This is a genomic window from Paenibacillus sp. XY044, from assembly GCF_002257645.1.
GTDB lineage: Bacteria > Bacillota > Bacilli > Paenibacillales > Paenibacillaceae > Paenibacillus_AQ.
Map to the genome: position 1 here is coordinate 243,897 of NZ_NQMO01000003.1, position 18,256 is coordinate 262,152.

The window sequence follows — 18,256 nt, forward strand, 5'->3', positions numbered from 1 at the left end:
CATGGGAGAGAAGACGGTGGCTGCAGCGACACCCTGGTGGAAAAGCAGCGTTTTTTATGAAATCTACATGCCGAGCTTTTGTGACGGGAACGGGGATGGCACCGGCGATTTCCAGGGATTGACCTCCAGGCTGGATTACTTGCGGGATCTGGGAATCGGGGGCATCTGGCTAACACCGTTTTATCCCTCGCCGCGCGTAGATAACGGGTATGACATCTCGGGTTATTATGGGGTGGACCCGGTGTTCGGGACGCTGGCTGACTTTGACCGTTTCGTCCGGGAAGCCCGCCGCCGCGGCATTCGCGTGATTGCGGATCTGGTGCTGAATCATACGTCCGCCGAGCATCCCTGGTTCATGGAGTCCCGCTCATCACGGACGAGTCCCAAGCGGGATTGGTATATCTGGAAGGATGCCGTGGACGGCGGCACACCGAACAATTGGGAGTCCTTTTTCGGAGGGACGGCATGGGAATGGGATGAGGCGACTGGACAGTATTATTACCATGCCTTCGCCAAAGAGCAGGTAGATCTCAACTGGGCGAATCCCGAGGTCAGGGGTGCGATGAAGGAAGTGATGTCGTTTTGGCTCGGCCGCGGGATTGATGGTTTCCGGCTGGACGTCATCAATTTCCTGAAGGTATCCGGGCAGTTCCAGGGGAACCCGGTCACGGCGAACGGCGAACAGGATCACCGGTTCGACCAAAACCAGGAGGGTATTTTGGAGGCCATCCGCGATATTTGCGAATTCGTGCGGTCTCAGAACAAAGATGTATTTATGGTAGGCGAAGTCGGTTCCGAGGATATGGAGGTGCTGCGCCGGTACAGCGGCGGGGACCTGCTGGACGTGGTGTTTAATTTTAACCTGGGCAGCCGCAAGGAACTGAAGGTCAAGGAGATGTTTGCCGAACTTGCTCGGATGGAGGAGCTTCACCAGCCGGAACAGGTGCCAACGATCTTCTTCAGCAGCCATGACATGCCGCGGCATTATAGCCGGTTTTCCTCTGGAGAGGATACCCTGGACCTCTGCACCGCCAAGCTGATGGCGGCATTGATGCTGACCGCCAAAGGCGTTCCCTTCATTTATTACGGTGATGAAATCGGCATGCGGGACTTCGTGCCGGCGGACATCGGGCAAATGCGCGATATTCAGGGGCTGACGGCATACCGGATGGCAGTGGAATCGGGGATGTCGGAGGCCGATGCGCTTGCCGCCGCAATTTCCCGAAGCCGGGATCACTCCAGAACGCCGATGCAGTGGGACGGGAGCCGTTACGGCGGATTTTCACAGCACGGGTCGTGGATACCTCTCGGTCCGTCGTCCCGGCAGGTTCACGTTGAGAAGCAGTTGGGAAGCTCGCACGCACTGCTAAAATTTTACCGCTCCCTCATCCGGCTGCGCGACAGGCATAAGGCACTCCAAACCGGGAAGTACACCTTTCTGAAGCTGAAAGGGGAGTGTATTTGCTACGGCCGGCAATCGGAGGAGGAAGAGATTTGGGTTGCGCTTAATTTCGGTAACTATGCATGCGATCTGAGCGAAATGGGTGCTGGCGCTGGCTCTTATAGGCTGCTGCTGACAAGCGGAGACGAATCCGGGAGAATGCAACAGGACTCCTTGGTTGCCGGTCCCTACGAGGCTTCGGTCTGGGTTATCGAAATGTGAACCAGGTTAATGGAACGGACTTAGAGGACTTAACTATGATCAAGTAGGGGGATTATCGTGTTGAACGTGAACAAAACAGACGTGAAAACATGCCGTGTGCTGCTGGAACAGTACATGGAGAGCCGGGAAGGAACCGCTCCGGCACATACGGCCGAGAAGATGTTTTTTGCCGGCGTCGGAGACCGGGATGTGTACAACATCACGGCTCCATTCGAGGATGAAGGCCGGACCGTCATCGCAGGCCGGGTGGAATCCCGGGACAGTGAGCATTCCCAGGTCGTGTTCTTCGTGGAAAACGACGGTGCCTGGGTGCCGCTTGAAGGAGCGCCTATACTCGAACTGCAGGACCCGTTTCACACCCGGATTGGCGGAGAGCTGATCATGGGCGGAGTTCAGATTTACCCGCACCCGGAGAAAGAGGGAGCGCTCATGTGGCGCACGGCTTTTTACCGGGGCGGCCGCATCTCGGATTTGAAGCTGTTTTTCACCGGTCCGGACGGCATGAAGGATCTGCGCCTTACCGCACTGCCGGACGGCGGAATCGGCGTATTCACCCGCCCGCAGGGCGATAAAGGCGGCCGCGGCCAGATCGGTTATTTCCGGGCCGAATCGCTGGACGACTTGACCGTACAGGCGATTGAGGAAGCCCCGCTCCTGGACGGACAATTCATCCCCGAAGAATGGGGAGGGGCCAATGAAATCCATGTGCTGAACAACGGCCTTCTCGGTGTGCTGGGACATACGGCCTGTTTCGATGCCGAAGGCGATCGTCATTATTATCCCATGATTTTTGTGCTCGATCCGCAGACGGCTGCGTTTTCCGATATGATGCTGATTGCCGTGCGGGCTGATTTTCTGCCAGGTCCGGCCAAACGCGAAGACCTTCAGGACGTCGTGTTCAGCGGCGGCCTCGTGCGCGGCGGCGACGGGACGGCGGTGCTGTATGCGGGAACAAGCGATGCGGAGGCGCAGCGTCTGATCATAGCCGATCCTTTTGCGAGATTCGAATCCTAGTTTATACATCGAAGGAGCTTGATCCCAATGAACATTTATCGATATCCAGAAAATCCTTTAATCACCCCTGCCGACGTCAAGCCTCACCGCGAGGGTTTCGAGGTGATCGGTGCATTTAATGCCGGCATCGCCGAGTATCAAGGGGAAACGTTGATGCTGCTGCGTGTGGCGGAGCGTCCGGTCAGCGGAGATCCGAACGTAGTTATCGCCCCTGTATTCAATGCAAAGAGCGGTGATCTCGAACTTATACCTTTCCGCAGGGACGACGACCGGTACGATTTTTCCGACCCGCGGGTGATCCGCAATAAATCCAAAAACGGCACGTTTGAGTATTTGACGTCGCTGTCCTATATCCGAATCGCCCGCAGCAGGGACGGCCACCACTTCACGGTGGACGATCAGCCGTTCATTTATCCGTCCAACGAACAGGAAGCGTTCGGCATCGAGGATCCGCGGGTCACGCAGATCGGCGATACTTACTACATTTATTTTTCCGTCGTGTCTCCCGTGGGGATCGGAGAATCGCTCGTGTCGACCACCGACTTTGTGGCGACCCGGCATCACGGCATGATCTTTGGCCCGGACAATAAGGACGTGCTCATTTTCCCGGAAAAGATCAACGGCAAATACTACGCCCTTCATCGTCCGACCATGAAAAGCATCGGAAATCCGGAAATTTGGATCGCGGAATCCGACAATCTGCTCTACTGGGGCAATCATAAGCATCTGCTCGGCCTCCGGGACGGGATGTGGGACAGCGGCCGGATAGGCGGCGGTGCCGTGCCGTTCAAGACTGATAAAGGCTGGCTTGAGCTGTATCACGGAGCGACATCGGATCACCGGTACTGCATGGGCGCCGTCCTTCTGGACCTGAACGATCCGACGCGTGTGATCGCCCGTTCCGGGAAGCCGGTGATGGAGCCTGAGGCAGAATATGAAAAGCAGGGCTTTTTTGGGGACGTGGTGTTTTCCTGCGGCGCCGTCATTGACGGCGACACGGTGAAAATGTTTTATGGCGTCGCGGACACCTCTATGGCCTGTGCGGAGCTCAGCGTGAAGGAAATATTGGACAGCCTCGAATACCTCGAAGCAAAAGTTTAGGATCAGGACTCGGAACGCCAAAACAAACCATTGTTTTGGCGTTCTATTACATCAGGCCCGGAGGAGCCGGCTCGGCTTGCAGTTAGGGTGAAGAGAGGGAACAGCATGATCATTAAAGACCATTGGAAACTGCGGGATTTCAGGGAAGGAGAAGCGAAGGATCTTGAAGTGGCCTCACCGCTGTATGACGATTATTTTTGGATGTCGGCGCAGGTGCCGGGAGACGTTCATACGACGCTGATCCGTCACGGCTTGATCGACGATCCGTTCTTTGGTCATAACGACCAGAAATGCCGGTGGGTGGAGGATCGGATTTGGTGGTATCGGACCGTCTTCACGCTGGACGAGGCACCGCGGCCGGACGACAAAATGATGTTGGTATTCGAAGGATTGGACACCTTTGCGACCGTGTATTTGAACGGCGCGGAGCTGGGTTCGACGGACAACATGTTTATCAGCCACACGTTTGAGGTCAGTCGCGAGCTGAAAACGGGCAAAAACGTCATCGCCGTCAAGTTTGACCCGGTCCATGCGAAAGTGGGCGGGAAGGCCGTCTCCACATTTTGGTCCGGTTTCAGCAAGGAAAGGGTCTGGACCCGTAAAAATCAAAGCCATTACGGTTGGGATTGGGGACCGCGGCTCCTGTGCGCAGGAATCTGGAAGGAAGTTCGGCTGGAGAAACACCGTGCAGCGAGACTGGAGCATGTATATGCGCGGACGGCGGAGATTGGCGAGAAGGAAGCGCTGGTTGACGTTGAGGTTGAACTGACTTCATGGGACCGCAGCAAATCATACAGCGTTCTTGTTCAGCTCCTCGACGAGGAGAATGGGGAAGTGGCGGCTATGGAAACGTTTAGGATGAGCGAAACCGCAAGCTGCGGGCTGTCCGAATTGGCCGGCGGCAGAAGCCTGTCGGGCGGGATGAGGCTTCATGTATCGAAGCCCAAGCTGTGGTGGACACATGACCTTGGAACGCCTCATTTATATGAGCTGCGAATTTCGGTGCAGGCGGACGGGATAACGATTGACCGGCGCAGCCAGAAGCTGGGCGTCCGCACCCTGGAGCTGAAGCAGCGGGACGCAGCGGGAAATCCTGCCTTTACATTTATGCTGAACGGGATTAGTGTATTTGCCAAAGGAGCCAACTGGATCCCGGTCGACAGCTTTATCGGGGCGGTGCCGGATGAGCGGTATTCCCGCCTGATCGAAATGGCGAAGGAAGCGCACATGAATATGCTGCGGGTCTGGGGGGGAGGCATTTATGAAAGGGATATCTTCTATGATGAGTGCGACCGCCTGGGAATTTTGGTATGGCAGGATTTCATGTTCGCCTGTGCCCTGTATCCCGACTATAACCGCAATTTCATGGACAACGTTGCGAGGGAAGTGCAGCAGGTCGTCAAGCGGCTGCGCAGCCGGACATGCCTGGCCCTATGGTGCGGCAATAACGAAAATGACTGGCTGTATGAGGCGCTTCATGCCAGCGGAGACATCCCGCATCCGTTTTACGGCGAGAAAATCAATCATGAACTGATGCCCGCGCTCCTGGAGCAGCTGGATCCTTCGCGGACATTCTGGCCGAGCTCACCTTACGGAGGGAACGATCATAATTCCCGTGAGGAAGGGGACACGCATAACTGGCAGGTCTGGCACGGCAACATCGAGCCGAGGGTATTCGGCGAGCCCCAGCTCCAGGACTATAGCGTGGAAGGGTTGTCGTTCAAGAAATTCAAGGAAGACCGCACCAAGTTCGCCAGCGAGTTCGGCATGCATGCTTCCGCCAATTTGTACACGCTGCAGCGGAACGTGCCGCAGACGGAGCTGGTGCTGGGCAGCGCGGAAATGATGAACCGCAACAAGGATATCAACCATCTCAAGGGCGTTATGCTCATGGAGGGATACACCGGGATTCCGGGCAATTTGGAGGAATACATCCATTTTTCCATGCTGACGCAGGCCGAAGGCCTCAAATACGGCATCGAGCATTACCGAAGAAACAAGCCGGAGACGAGCGGGGCGTTGTTCTGGCAGTTCAACGACTGTTGGCCTGGCACCAGCTGGTCCGTCATCGACTATTACGGTCTTCCGAAAGCGGCGTACCATTACGCCCGCAAATTTTATCATCCGGTCCTGTTGACGGCGGAGTATACGCCCGGGGATGAGGAACTCGTGCTGTGGGGTGTGAATGACACGCGGGATCCTGTTCGCAAAACGGCAGAGCTTGTCGTTTACGGGATGGACGGCCGTCAGGTATATGCCCGTACGTTCGCTGCAGAGATTGAGGCTTGCGGGAAGCAGCGTATGGCGGTGCTGAAGCTGGACGACCTGCTTCAAGGTCTCGACGCCGCTGAAGCCGTCTGCGTCGTGCGCTGGCTGGACGGCTGCGGGGAAGACAACTTTTATTATTTTTGCGACCATAAAGATATGAATTTCCGGCCCGTTAACCTGAGTGTTCAGGTGAACCCGGAGGAAGGGAGCGTAACGGTATCCTCCACCGACCATGCCGCCCGAATGGTAAAGCTTGAGCTGGACGAAGCCTGGCTGGATTGGGAGGATAATTATTTCGACTTGCTACCGGGACAGACACGAGAGATCCATGTCAGACAGAAGGAAGGCAAGGAGATTCCGTGGAATACTTTGAGGGTATCGGCACTAAACGGTTCGTTTATCACGGTCGATCAACGATAACCGGCTAACAATGGACGAAGAGGAGAGTTGGCGATGAAAGCGGCAGTGCTTGTGAAGCAGGAACAGATGGAAGTGAAAGAACGGAAGACCCCTGAAGCGGGCATCGGCGAGGTACTGGTTCGGGTGCGCAGCTGCGGTATCTGCGGAACGGACCAGCACATTTACCACGGCCATCCGGGTTCGGCGGAAGTGCATCCGCCGATCGTGCTCGGACATGAGCTGTCAGGTGAAGTGGTGGCGGTCGGGAAAGGAGTAGACCTTTTAAAGGAAGGAGACCGGGTATCGGTTGACCCGAATATGTACTGTGGAAGCTGTGAGTACTGCCGCAGCGGCAGGCTTCACTTATGCGACCGGCTGCAGGCGGTGGGCGTAACGCGGGACGGCGGCATGGCCGAATTCTGCGTCGTTCCTGCGGCGAATTGTTACATGATCCCGGACGCGATGAGCTTTGATGAAGCGGCCCTGCTTGAACCGCTCGGCTGCGTGCTGCACGGCTTCCGCAAGCTCGATATCCGGCCGCAGCATAAGGTGCTGATCATCGGTGGAGGATTTATCGGGCAGATCTTCCTGCAGCTCGTTCGTGAATGCGGGGTTTCCCGGATTACGGTCAGCGAACCGGCATCCTATAAGCATGAGACGCTGAGCGGTTTGGGTGCGGATGCGGTGGTGTCGCCACTCGATCCGGATACTGCGGATGCGCTTCGTTCCAGCGCCGATGTGGTGATCGAATGCGTCGGGCGGACGGATTCGGTACAGACGGCCGTTCACGCCGCCCGCAAGGGTGGTCAAGTGCTGCTGTTTGGTGTGGCCGCTCCGGGTGCGGAGGCCGCCATCCGTCCGTTCGATATTTTTTCGAAGGAGCTCCGGATCATGGGTTCGTTCATCAACCCGTTTACCCATACTGACGCAGCTCAGCTGGTATCCCGCGGCAAGGTACGTCTCGCGCCGCTCATCAGCCATCGCTTCACGCTGGAGCAGCTGCCGGATGCGATGCGGAATTACCCTCAGCTGGGGGTCAGCAAGGGCATCGTTCAATTGTAAACGGTGAAGGCATAATACCGAAATAGACACTGATAAAATGGGTGTCTATTTTTCCATTTTTGGGTAATCAATAGTTGTCTCTGTCTAAATTCTATTCATTGGCTGAAAAAAACAAGATTACCAGCTTTGACCATGTATTTTTGGTCATTTTTTCACGAACTAACATAATTGACCGTCCGTTAATTTAACTATATACTTCTTATAATATATAGATTAGCGAAGGAGGAAATCGGATTGGAAGACAGATCCATGACCGTAAAGATTGAGATAGATACTCTGGTAACGATGCTGAAAATGGCCTTCTCCTTTGAGAATTGGGATAACATGATCAAAATTTCAACCGAACTGTATGAGTCCGCGTACGAAATGTATGTCGAACAAAAGGAACGGAATCGCCGGATTCAGGTTACGGAACGTCCGATTGTCTATTATTTCGGATACAGCCATCTCATGAAGGGGCTTGCCTACCAAAAAAAGAAAATGTACCAAGAGGCTAAACAGTGCATAGCCAACTATGAAGATCTAAGCTACATGTCTGACGGTTCTCCTGCTAACAATCAGGCTGTCGAAAACTTCCGTTTTTTCGCAAAAGCCAATATGTTTACGCTTAATATTCTTTCAGGAAATTTGGACTGCCTGGAGGATTATTCGGCATTTATACAGGAAAATCCATCCGAAACTCTCCCTGGACTAATCACGATTTTAGAGGCAGCAAATATACATAACTATGACGTCGATCATATCCTGGATATTCTAGTCGTCGAAGATTCGCAGCTCATTCCGATTGACCAAAATCCCGTTGATCTTTCCTATTATATTTCTTTTTTGTATTTGCTGTCGGTTTATAGATTTAAAAAAGATAGTCACGTCGAGGCGCTCGATAGGACTTTACAAGCTTTGACATTATCTGATAAACTTGAAGATGACAAAATTTTCAAAAAGTGCGTCGCCTTGTTCGAATCTTTCAGGTCTCATGCTTCACAGTCTCAACTAGAATCGTACTCGTCTATCCAAAAAAACATTCTCAAAGGAGCGATTGAAGATGAAGAAGGTATTGTTTTCGACGGTAGTAGCATTAGGACTATTTAGTGTTAGTCTGCTGACGGCATCTGCTTTTACGACGCTGAACCACGGTGCCAACTATGATACGGCCAACCATGGAGCCAACTATTCGATCCAGAACCACGGTGCAAACTATTAATCGGTTTTGCTAGCGGCGGTTAAGATTTATAGCTCATAGAATATTTAAGAGAAACAGCCCAACATCTTGTTGGGTTGTTTTTTTGTTTCACTTCTGCCTGTTTATGTCGAATGCATCAGGGGATCTGTGTTTCATAAATTGAGAAGGAGAAGCAGTGATCGTTTGACAGCCTGATTCTCCGAATCAAGCTGCAGATATTGACGTTTGTTGTTATATCTTGTTATTTATCTTTATAATGAAGAAAAACGGTTGGAGGTTCATATGTTTGCAACCCAGCGAAGAGAAAAAATATTGGAGGCGCTCCAACGCGACAAACAGATCGTGGTGAAGCAGCTGGCACGCGAACTGCAGGTGTCGGAGGGAACCCTGCGGACGGATTTGCGGATGCTGGAAGAAGAAGGCGTCCTGGAACGCACCCATGGTGGAGCGATCCCGGCAAGGACCAAAACCGTGCTGACGGAGCCCCGGTATCCGAGCCGCAGCGAGCTGAACTACGAGGAGAAGCGGGCGATCGGGACGAAGGCTGCCGAACTCGTGACGAGGGGACAATGCATTATTCTGGATGCCAGCTCCAGCGTACTGGAGCTGGCGAAGGCGCTGGTGGAGCATGATTATCTCACCGTCGTGACGAACGGACTGGAGGCGGCCACCATTCTGAACCAGAATCCGCGGATTAACGTCATTTTGATCGGGGGGATTCTCCGCTCCGGCTCCAAGACCATCGAGGGGGTTTTGGGAAAAAGCATTTTGGAAGGGATCCATTCCGACCTGTTCTTTACTTCGGCGGAGGGGCTTAGCATCAGGGAAGGCATGACCGATTTCAGCTTGTACGAGGCGGAGCTGAAGAAGCTGATGATCGCGAGCTCGATCAAGACGGTTGCGCTGGTTGACCATACCAAGCTTGGCCGGAGGTCGATCGCCACATCCGCCAAAATGGAGGACATCGACGTGCTCATTACGGATGAAGGGGCAGACCCGGAGTTTCTGCGCCAGCTGAGCACGACGGAGATCTTGATCGCTCCCTATCTATAAATCAGCAGTCTCTCATGGTGTCTGACCGAAATCGAATCGTCATATATTGCCATTTAAAAACGTTAACAAAAGCAAACAATCGTTGACAAACGCAGACAATCACAGGGAGAATGAACATATGAGAACATGGCGGGAGGATCTAAAGATGAGTTTGGAGACAGTGAACGGTTTTATTATTGATTTGGACGGGACGGTATACCGGGGAGCACAAGCCATCCCTGGGGCCAAGGAGAGCATTGCGCTGCTCCGGTCGCTGGGCAAGCGGATGGTATTCCTCAGCAACCGGGGGAACATTTCCCGGTCGATGTGCCATCAGAAGCTTCTTTCCATGGGCATCGACGTGCCTGCGGAAGAAATACTGCTGACTTCAACGGTGACGGCCCGGTACCTTCAGCAGCATCATCCTGGAAGCCATGCGTGGGTGCTGGGGCCGGATGGCCTGCGGGATGAACTGGTGCTGGCCGGGGTCGGGCTGGCCGCGAGACCCGAGGATGCCGATTGGCTCGTCATTACGCTGCACGAGGAGTTGACTTATGCAGAACTGAATCAGGCGTTCCGGGCCGTGCGAAACGGCGCCCGCATCATCGCGACCAATGACGATAAAACGTTCCCCGGTGATGACGGGGAGTGCATCGATGTCGGCGGTTTGATCGCTGCCATTGTCGCGACGGCCGGTCAAGAGGTGGAAGTGGTCATTGGCAAGCCGTCGGCTTTGATGGCCGAAGCGGCTTTGCAGGTGCTTGAACTGCCGCCGCAGCAGTGCTTGGTGGTCGGGGACAGCCTGGGCTCGGATATCCAGCTCGGCCGCCGGGCAGGCATCCGTACCGCGCTTGTGCTGAGCGGATCAGCTACAAGGCGGGATGCGGAGGCGGCCGCGGAAGGGCCGGACATGGTCTTGGAGTCGCTGGAGGAGCTTCAGCATCTCTTGACGGGAAAGGAAGGAATCAAATGACGGATTGGTTGAAGGATATCAGGGAAGCGGCGGCCCGCATGGATGACGCGGATGAGCGTCTCGCCGACATTTGCCCGGTCGTGCTGGAAAGCGGTGCGATCCGGCAGGCGGGGGCATTTTTAAAAGATCAAAATTACCGCCGCGTGATCGTTACTTCAGATAAGAACACTTTTGCAGCCGCAGGCGAGCCGCTTATGGAATCCATTACGGAAGCGGGGGTTCAGGCAAGCGTTACGTATATTTCGCCTGATAAGCAGGGCGATGTCATCGCCGACGAGCGGTCCATTGTGCAGCTGCTGCTCGATGTAAAGTCCAACAAGGCCGATGTGGTGGTCGCGCTCGGGGCGGGAACACTGCACGACGTATCAAGGTTTGCCGCATACTCGGCGGGTATTCCGTTTGTGTCTGTACCTACCGCTCCTTCGGTGGACGGATTTAATTCCAAGGGAGCGCCACTCATTATCCGAGGCGAGAAAATCACGATTCAGTCCATCGGTCCGGCGGCAATCTTTGCCGATTTAGATATTTTGACGGCTGCGCCGCGGACGATGGTTGCTGCCGGCTTCGGAGACATGCTGGGCAAATGTACGTCGCTCTTCGATTGGACATTCGGGCATCTGACGGCGGAGGAGCCTTATTCCGAGATTGTGGCGGAGATGACGACCAAGGCACTACAGCAGTGCGTGGATCACATCGACGCGATCGCGGACCGTACCCCGGAAGGAATCCGGGTGCTGACACAGGCTCTGATCGAGTCCGGTTTTGCTATGCTGTTGTTTGGCCAGTCGCACCCGGCTTCTGGAGCGGAGCATCATTTGTCCCATTATTGGGAAATGGCGTTTTTGCGTGAGGGCAGAAGGGCGGTCCTGCATGGTGCCAAGGTCGGCGTTGCCTGTGCGGAAATTTCGCAGCTGTATCATCGGCTGGACGCGGAGAATTCCCTGCCGGTTGCGGAGGACAAACTCGAGCGCGTCCGCACGGCGTTGGCTAAAGTACCGGGACCTGATACACTGCAGACCTGGCTGCGCAAGGTTGGCGGTCCCGCCTCCATTCAGGAGCTGGATATCGATGCAAACCTGCTAAAGCGAAGCCTCGCGGAGGCTGACCAGATCCGTCCGAACCGCCATACCCTGCTGCGGGCGGTGAACGATCAGCGGCGGATGTGATTCATTCAGGAAACGTTGCAGCGATCACGTTCAGGTGAATAAATAGGTTAAATAAAGAACATACGTAAGTGAAGGCCGCCGATATGGCGGCTTTTTCTGCGTTTTCATAGACTAGGGTCAGTATGTTGTTTTGATTCCATAGATTAGTATCCGTTTCTTGATTCGTTGCGCTCGACCCCATAAATAAAACGTTTGGAGGACAGCCTCCCGTCTATAAGTCAGATCAACAAAATGATTCCTATGAAGGAAGCCGAGAAACGGCGTATCCGATGACTGAATATTTTATATGGTGTCTGGAATGCATTTCCTAACCATGATACAATCGTTCCTTTTTCTAAAAGGAAGAGGTCCTTTTCACATAGAGGGAGGGCTTATTTTGGCGTAAAATAATATTTCAAAAATAAATCCCAGAGATGGTGTGTCTCGGTACATTCTTACCTGTAAGGAATTAGCGGAATTAATCTAAACGCAAAGGCAGTGAGTTAATACTCACTGCTTTAATCTTGTATATCTCCTGTACAGAGCAAAGCGATTGTACAGCCCAGTCCCCCTACAGCAGCGAGTGTTTGGACGGGCGAGCGCCTTTGGCTTTGTGCGAAGCACAAAACAAGAAAGCGAGCCCGGCCAAACAGGAGCAGCCCCCTGCACTTTTTTACAATTACCATAAAAGATTATTATTACATTCTAAATAAAATATTATTTCAAAAACCGTTGACCGGAATGAAATTTATCGTTATTATGAAATCAAGAAATAGAAGTCAACACGGATAGGGGGATGGCTATGGATGAGTATCTGGCGGGGTTAACGACGGAAGGGATCAACGATAAAACATTGAGTATAGATGAATGTTCAACCGAAGAGATGGTTCGCCTGATGAATGAACAGGATTCCAAGGTTCCGGCTGCAGTCGCTGCAGAGATACCGCAAATTGTGAAGGCGGTGGACACACTCCATCATGTGCTGAAGAATGGTGGAAGAATGTTTTACGTTGGGGCTGGATCTTCCGGCAGGCTCGGTGTGCTGGACGCTTCTGAATGTCCTCCCACCTTCGGCGTGGATCCCTTGCTGGTACAAGGACATATTGCCGGAGGAGACGGAGCGCTGAGAACTGCCGTTGAGGGTTATGAAGACAATGCTGAGGAGGGGGTCGCTTTAATTGAAAGGTGCGGCGTGACAGACAAGGATGCGGTTATCGGCATCAGCGCCAGCGGAAGCGCGACATTCGTCATCGCTGCCTTGAAGAAGGCAGGGGAAATCGGAGCCGCTACGATTGGCGTCGTCAATAACAAAAATTCCAAGGTAGAGCACGTCTGCGACGTATGCATAGCACCTGTCGTAGGGCCGGAAGTGATCATGGGATCAACCAGATTAAAAGCGGGGACTGCACAGAAAATGGTCCTGAACATGCTGACCACCTGTACGATGGTGAAGCTGGGCAAGACCTACAACAATCTCATGGTGGACTTGAAAGCAAGCAATATCAAGCTGCAGGACCGCTCGGTGCGTATCATAAAGACAGCAACCGGGGTCGATGACAAAACGGCACTTTCCTATTTGGAAAGCGCTTCCATGAATTGCAAGCTGGCCATTATGATGATCAAAACCGGCTTGGACGCCCAAGCGGCGGCACAAGCACTGGATCAAGCCGAGGGAAGTCTGAAGAAGGCGATCCGCAATTTTACGAAAGTGGTCTAATACCAAATAATACCAAAGGATATCCTTGAGGAGGCATGTTGTTCATGAAAAAAAGAATGCGTGTATTAGCATCCGTATTTGCCGTAAGCATGGCACTGACCACACTGACGGCCTGCGGGGGCAAAGGCGATTCCAAATCGGCCGAATCGTCCGATCCGAACGCGAAAGATACCATTACGGCGCTGCTGCCGCCGGTATCGGGCAATTTCCAGGACACCTTCGCGGACATTCAAAAGGAATTTACGGAGAAATATCCGAACCTGACGCTGAAAATCGAACCGGCCAGCTGGGAGGACATGACGCAGAAGCTCGATACCCAGGTGAATGCCGGCAGCCCACCGGATATTGCGTTTATCGGATCCGATGGGATTTCCAAATACGTTGACCAAGGCATGGCCCTTGATATCAAGGACATCGCCACACCGGAAATGATCAACGATTACGACAAAGGACCTCTGGAATATATGAAGAAAGGCGACGGCATGTACGGCTTCCCTGCTTACATGGAAGTCCATGCGCTGGGCGGCAACCGCGAGTTCCTTGAGAAGGCGGGCATCGATTGGAAAAAGGTGCAGCAGCAAGGATGGACCTTCGACGAGTTCCGCGAAGCGATCAAGAAAGGCGTCGTTTCCGAAGGCGGCAAAACGTCCCGTTACGGCTTCGTATTCGCAACCGCCGGCGTCACTTCGAAAGACTATTTGGGCATTCTGATCAAAAATGCAGGCATGCCTTCCGCATTTACGCAAGATTTGAAATACGCTTACACCAGCAAAAACTATCTTGAAGTACTTAAGGATATCCGCGCATTGATCGACGACGGCTCCATGCCGAAGGAATTGAGCTCCATCGACGCGGGTAAACGTTGGAACATGTTCCTGACCGGTCAAACGATGATCACTGGTAAAGGAATGGCGACCTTCGAAAAATCCGCAAACACGAACAACGATAAAATCAAAGCCAACGACGGCAGCGCAGTCAAAGGCAGCATTCCTGTGACTTACACGGTTCTTCCGGTTCCATCTTTCCTGGGTGAAAAAGCAGTTTCCAGCGTGGCCGTTGACGGTTACGTTGCATTCCGCGGCAAAAAGGAACCAAGCGAAGCCCATAAACAAAATGTTGTGAAGGCGCTGTACTTCCTGGCCAGCGGCAAAGTAGCCGCAACTACGAACAACGACCTGTTCGTCGCACAAATTACGGAAAGCGGCAGAAAAGCGGCGGAAAGCATGCCGGTTGAACGCGATGCGGACAACAAGGCAGCCGTTGAAACTATGCTGAAAAACGCAGCGCCGGCCCGTCCGGACATTCCGGCTGAGCTGGAAGCGAAAGCCATCAAGCTGGAGGACGAAGTGATCGTTCCGAAGCTGCAGGCGCTCATTGCCGGCGAGATCAAGCCGGAAGAGATGTACGATGCCGTCAAATCCGCAGCGGTTTCCGCGTTCGGTGAAGACGGAGTGGTGAAAGAGTAATCCCTGAATCAAGCGGATAGCCGTGTGCAGGTCACGCGGCTATCCGGTATATAGGCTGTGATAAGGGATAGGAAAGGAGTTTCGCAAAAGATGGCTCAACTAGCTAAACCGGCCAAAAGACGCAGAGTTAGGGGAGACGCAGCCTGGGCGTACGCTTTTATCGCCGTTGCTTTGGTGGTCTTCGCCATGTTTACCGCTTATCCGGTCGTGAGCGCGTTTATTATCAGCTTCCAGAAATACAAGCCGATCGGCTCGGAGTATGTGGGCTTCGATAACTATATTGCCACATTCAAGGATTCCTTGTTTTGGAAATCGGTGGTCAACACGGTCGTGTACACGATTCTAACCGTCCCCGTATCGTTAATCATCTCATTTGCCATCGCGATTCTAATACTGCCGCTCAAGAAAAAGCTGCAGACGACGTTCAAGGCGGTCTATTATCTGCCTGCGGTCGCTTCGGGCGTTGCGCTGTCGGTGGTATGGCTGTGGATCTTCGATCCGATGCCGGAAGGGATCTTCAACAAGCTGATCGGTTTCTTCGGCATCAGCAACCAGAACTGGCTTGGCTCCAGCGCTACGGCGATGTTCTCGCTGGTCCTGATGGCCTGGCTGTCCAGCCACGGCACCAGCATCATCATTTATTTGGCGGCACTGCTCGGCATCGATACCAGCTATTATGAAGCCGCCGATTTGGATGGCGCCAACTTTATGCAGAAGCTGTGGTACATCGTCATTCCGTGCCTGAAGCCGACAACGCTGTTCCTTTTGGTCACCGGGGTCATCGGTTCCTTCCAGGTGTTCCAGAACGCGTATCTCATGACAGGCGGCGGTCCGGACAACTCGACGACGATGGTGGGTCTCCTGATCTTTAACAATGCCTTCAAGTACTTCGAATTCGGCAAAGCGGCAGCCCAGTCCCTCGTGCTCGCGGCGATTATCGCTCTGATCTCGCTGGTCCAGTTCAAGTTCATGGGCAAAGACGTGGAATATTAAGAAATACGTCGGGTGGACGTTATTTCACTAAAGACAGACCGCGGTTTCGCGGAAGTTTTTCTTGCGAGATCAGGCTGCTTAAGCGGGAGAAGTTTTGCTCTCTGATCTCTTAAGTAAGGAGGAAGATCCGAACATGGCACTTTACAGCGAACATACCGGAAAGCCGGCGGCAAAGCGCGTCAGAAACGGTGTGATCATCATCATTTTGATCCTATTTGCATTAGCAACGATTTTCCCCATTTATTTCATGATCATGTCGTCCTTTGGCGATCCGATCGAAGCGGGGGCGGCGAACTATTCCCTGTTTCCGACCAAATTCACGCTTGATTCCTATAAGTTCTTTTTTGATTACAGCGAATATTCGTACCGCTGGCTGCTGAACTCGCTGATCGTGGCGACGACGGTCATGGTATCGAACGTGTTTTTCGCCAGCCTGGCGGGTTACGCTTTTTCCAAAATCAAGTTCAAGGGCAGAACGGTTCTGTTCACGGTCCTGCTGATCGCCATGATGATTCCGTATCAGGTGACCCAGGTTCCGCTCTACATTTTGATCGTCAATATTTTCAATATTCAAAACACATACAGCGCCTTGATATTGCCGGGCCTCGTAACGGTCTACAACATCTTCTTGGCCAAACAGTTCATGGGCAGCATCCCGGGGGAAATCCTCGAATGCGCCAAAATCGAAGGCTGCAACCAGTTCCAGATCTACTTCCGGATCATTCTGCCATTGTCCAAAACGGTGCTGGCGGTCATGGCCATCCTGACCTTTATGGACAGCTGGAACACGTTCTTCTGGCCGTTCCTCGTGACGAACACGATGGATATGCAGACGATACAGGTCGGTCTGAAAAACTTCCGGTTTGCGAATACAACCTATTTTGCGCCGATGATGGCCGGTGCGACCATTTCCGCGCTGCCGATGTTTATCCTCTTCTTTAGCTTGCAAAAGTACTTCCTGGAAGGAGTCACGGTGGGAGCCGTGAAGGGCTGATATGGGGACAAAAGGAGAGAAAGCGGAGCTCAGTCGTCCCCGGTATGCCGTTGGTCTGATGTCCGGGACATCGGTAGACGGCATCGACGCGGCTGTCGTGCAAATCACCGGCAATTTGGAGGGGCCTCCAGGTGTATGTCTGGTCGCTTTTGAGAATACGCCTTTTCCCGCGGGAGTCAGAGAAGACATTTTTGCTTTGTTCGATCTAAGCAACGCAAGCGTAGACCGGGTTGGGAAAATGAATGTGCTTTTGGGAGAACTGTACGCCGAGGCGGCTTTGTCCGTGATCGGGAAGGCGGGGTTGTCCGCCGAAGACGTTTCGGTGATCGGTTCGCACGGCCAAACGGTTTACCATGCCCCGGATATGGAGGCATATCACGGCCATAACGTGCATTACACCGTTCAGATCGGTGAGGGCGCGGTCATCGCGGCAAGAACGGGAATTCCTTGCGTGTCGGACTTTCGGGCGGCGGATATGGCTGTCGGCGGTCAGGGAGCGCCGCTGGTCCCCTTTACGGAATATATGCTGTACCGGGAGGAACACCGGACACTGCTGCTGCAGAACATCGGCGGCATCGGGAACATGACGGTGATTCCGGCCGGTTGCACACCCGGCGAGGTATATGCTTTCGACACAGGCCCGGGCAACATGATCATCGACGGAGTTGTGGAGCGGCTGTACCCGGGACAATTAACGATGGATATTGGAGGAGCGATCGCTCGTCAGGGCACCGCCGATCCGCGTCTGCTCGGCAGGCTGCAGCAGGAAGCTTACTATACGCAGCCGCTGCCGAAATCGACGGGCCGGGAGCTGTTCGGTTCCTCTTATATAGATAAGCTTCTGCATGATGCCGATGCCCTTGGCATGCGGGCGGAAGATATTGTAGCCACGGTGACGATGCTGACCGCCTGGTCGATCGGCGACGCCTACCACAGGTACGTGATGGCAGGACACCCTGCCGATGCCTTGATCGTCGGCGGCGGGGGCAGCTACAATCCGGTGCTGATGGAATGGATCCGGCAGGAGATGGCGAAGGCAGGCGTCCAGGTGCTGACGCAGGAGGAAATCGGTCATAACAGTGATGCGAAGGAAGCCGTAGCGTTTGCCGTACTGGCGGATTACGCCATTGCCAAGCGGGCGAATAACCTTCCGTATGTGACTGGCGCTTCAAGACCTGTCGTCATGGGCAAAATCAGTTATTAAAATGCGTGTTCAAAAAGGTCGGTTTTCAGCACCGAGAAGATTCGA

General features: G+C 53.6%; 14 protein-coding genes. All 14 read left to right on the forward strand.

Annotated features, from left to right (window positions below; genetic code table 11):
• Position 1: 1 nt before the first annotated feature.
• Positions 2-1,663 carry an alpha-glucosidase gene (locus CJP46_RS14820; protein WP_256992349.1) on the forward strand — a complete coding sequence of 554 codons (1,662 nt, stop codon included), beginning with the start codon at positions 2-4 and terminating at the stop codon, positions 1,661-1,663.
• Between the two features lie 60 nt (positions 1,664-1,723).
• Positions 1,724-2,677, forward strand: coding sequence for an MTP-1 family protein (locus tag CJP46_RS14825; protein ID WP_373558006.1), 954 nt, complete (start codon positions 1,724-1,726; stop codon positions 2,675-2,677).
• 27 nt (positions 2,678-2,704) lie between these two features.
• Positions 2,705-3,778, forward strand: a complete 1,074-nt coding sequence (locus tag CJP46_RS14830) for a BtaManbiosPhlase (protein WP_094596379.1) — start codon at positions 2,705-2,707, stop codon at positions 3,776-3,778.
• Between the two features lie 105 nt (positions 3,779-3,883).
• Positions 3,884-6,466 carry a beta-mannosidase gene (locus CJP46_RS14835; RefSeq protein ID WP_094596380.1) on the forward strand — a complete coding sequence of 861 codons (2,583 nt, stop codon included), beginning with the start codon at positions 3,884-3,886 and terminating at the stop codon, positions 6,464-6,466.
• A gap of 33 nt (positions 6,467-6,499) precedes the next feature.
• The gene (locus CJP46_RS14840; RefSeq protein ID WP_094596381.1) at positions 6,500-7,507 is read left to right on the forward strand and encodes a zinc-dependent alcohol dehydrogenase family protein; all 1,008 of its coding nucleotides are present in this window, start codon (positions 6,500-6,502) and stop codon (positions 7,505-7,507) included.
• 234 nt (positions 7,508-7,741) lie between these two features.
• Positions 7,742-8,596: a hypothetical protein gene (locus CJP46_RS14845; protein WP_094596382.1), complete on the forward strand. Its 855-nt coding sequence runs from the start codon at positions 7,742-7,744 to the stop codon at positions 8,594-8,596.
• Positions 8,597-8,969: 373 nt separating this feature from the next.
• On the forward strand, positions 8,970-9,740 hold the full coding sequence (locus CJP46_RS14850) for a DeoR/GlpR family DNA-binding transcription regulator (protein WP_094596383.1): 771 nt from the start codon (positions 8,970-8,972) through the stop codon (positions 9,738-9,740).
• Between the two features lie 145 nt (positions 9,741-9,885).
• The gene (locus CJP46_RS14855) at positions 9,886-10,692 is read left to right on the forward strand and encodes an HAD-IIA family hydrolase (protein WP_094596384.1); all 807 of its coding nucleotides are present in this window, start codon (positions 9,886-9,888) and stop codon (positions 10,690-10,692) included.
• Positions 10,689-11,858, forward strand: a complete 1,170-nt coding sequence (locus tag CJP46_RS14860) for a sn-glycerol-1-phosphate dehydrogenase (protein WP_094596385.1) — start codon at positions 10,689-10,691, stop codon at positions 11,856-11,858. Before CJP46_RS14855 ends, CJP46_RS14860 begins: the two co-directional genes overlap by 4 nt.
• Positions 11,859-12,639: 781 nt before the next feature.
• Complete coding sequence (murQ, locus tag CJP46_RS14870; RefSeq protein WP_094596387.1) at positions 12,640-13,554, forward strand: N-acetylmuramic acid 6-phosphate etherase; 915 nt, start codon at positions 12,640-12,642, stop codon at positions 13,552-13,554.
• 44 nt (positions 13,555-13,598) lie between these two features.
• Positions 13,599-15,020 carry an ABC transporter substrate-binding protein gene (locus tag CJP46_RS14875; protein ID WP_094596388.1) on the forward strand — a complete coding sequence of 474 codons (1,422 nt, stop codon included), beginning with the start codon at positions 13,599-13,601 and terminating at the stop codon, positions 15,018-15,020.
• 90 nt (positions 15,021-15,110) lie between these two features.
• Positions 15,111-16,013 carry a carbohydrate ABC transporter permease gene (locus tag CJP46_RS14880; protein ID WP_094596389.1) on the forward strand — a complete coding sequence of 301 codons (903 nt, stop codon included), beginning with the start codon at positions 15,111-15,113 and terminating at the stop codon, positions 16,011-16,013.
• 133 nt (positions 16,014-16,146) lie between these two features.
• Complete coding sequence (locus CJP46_RS14885) at positions 16,147-17,007, forward strand: carbohydrate ABC transporter permease (RefSeq protein WP_094596390.1); 861 nt, start codon at positions 16,147-16,149, stop codon at positions 17,005-17,007.
• Position 17,008: 1 nt separating this feature from the next.
• A complete protein-coding gene (locus tag CJP46_RS14890; RefSeq protein ID WP_094596391.1) occupies positions 17,009-18,211 on the forward strand; it encodes an anhydro-N-acetylmuramic acid kinase in 1,203 nt (400 codons plus the stop codon).
• The last annotated feature ends 45 nt before the right edge of the window (positions 18,212-18,256 follow it).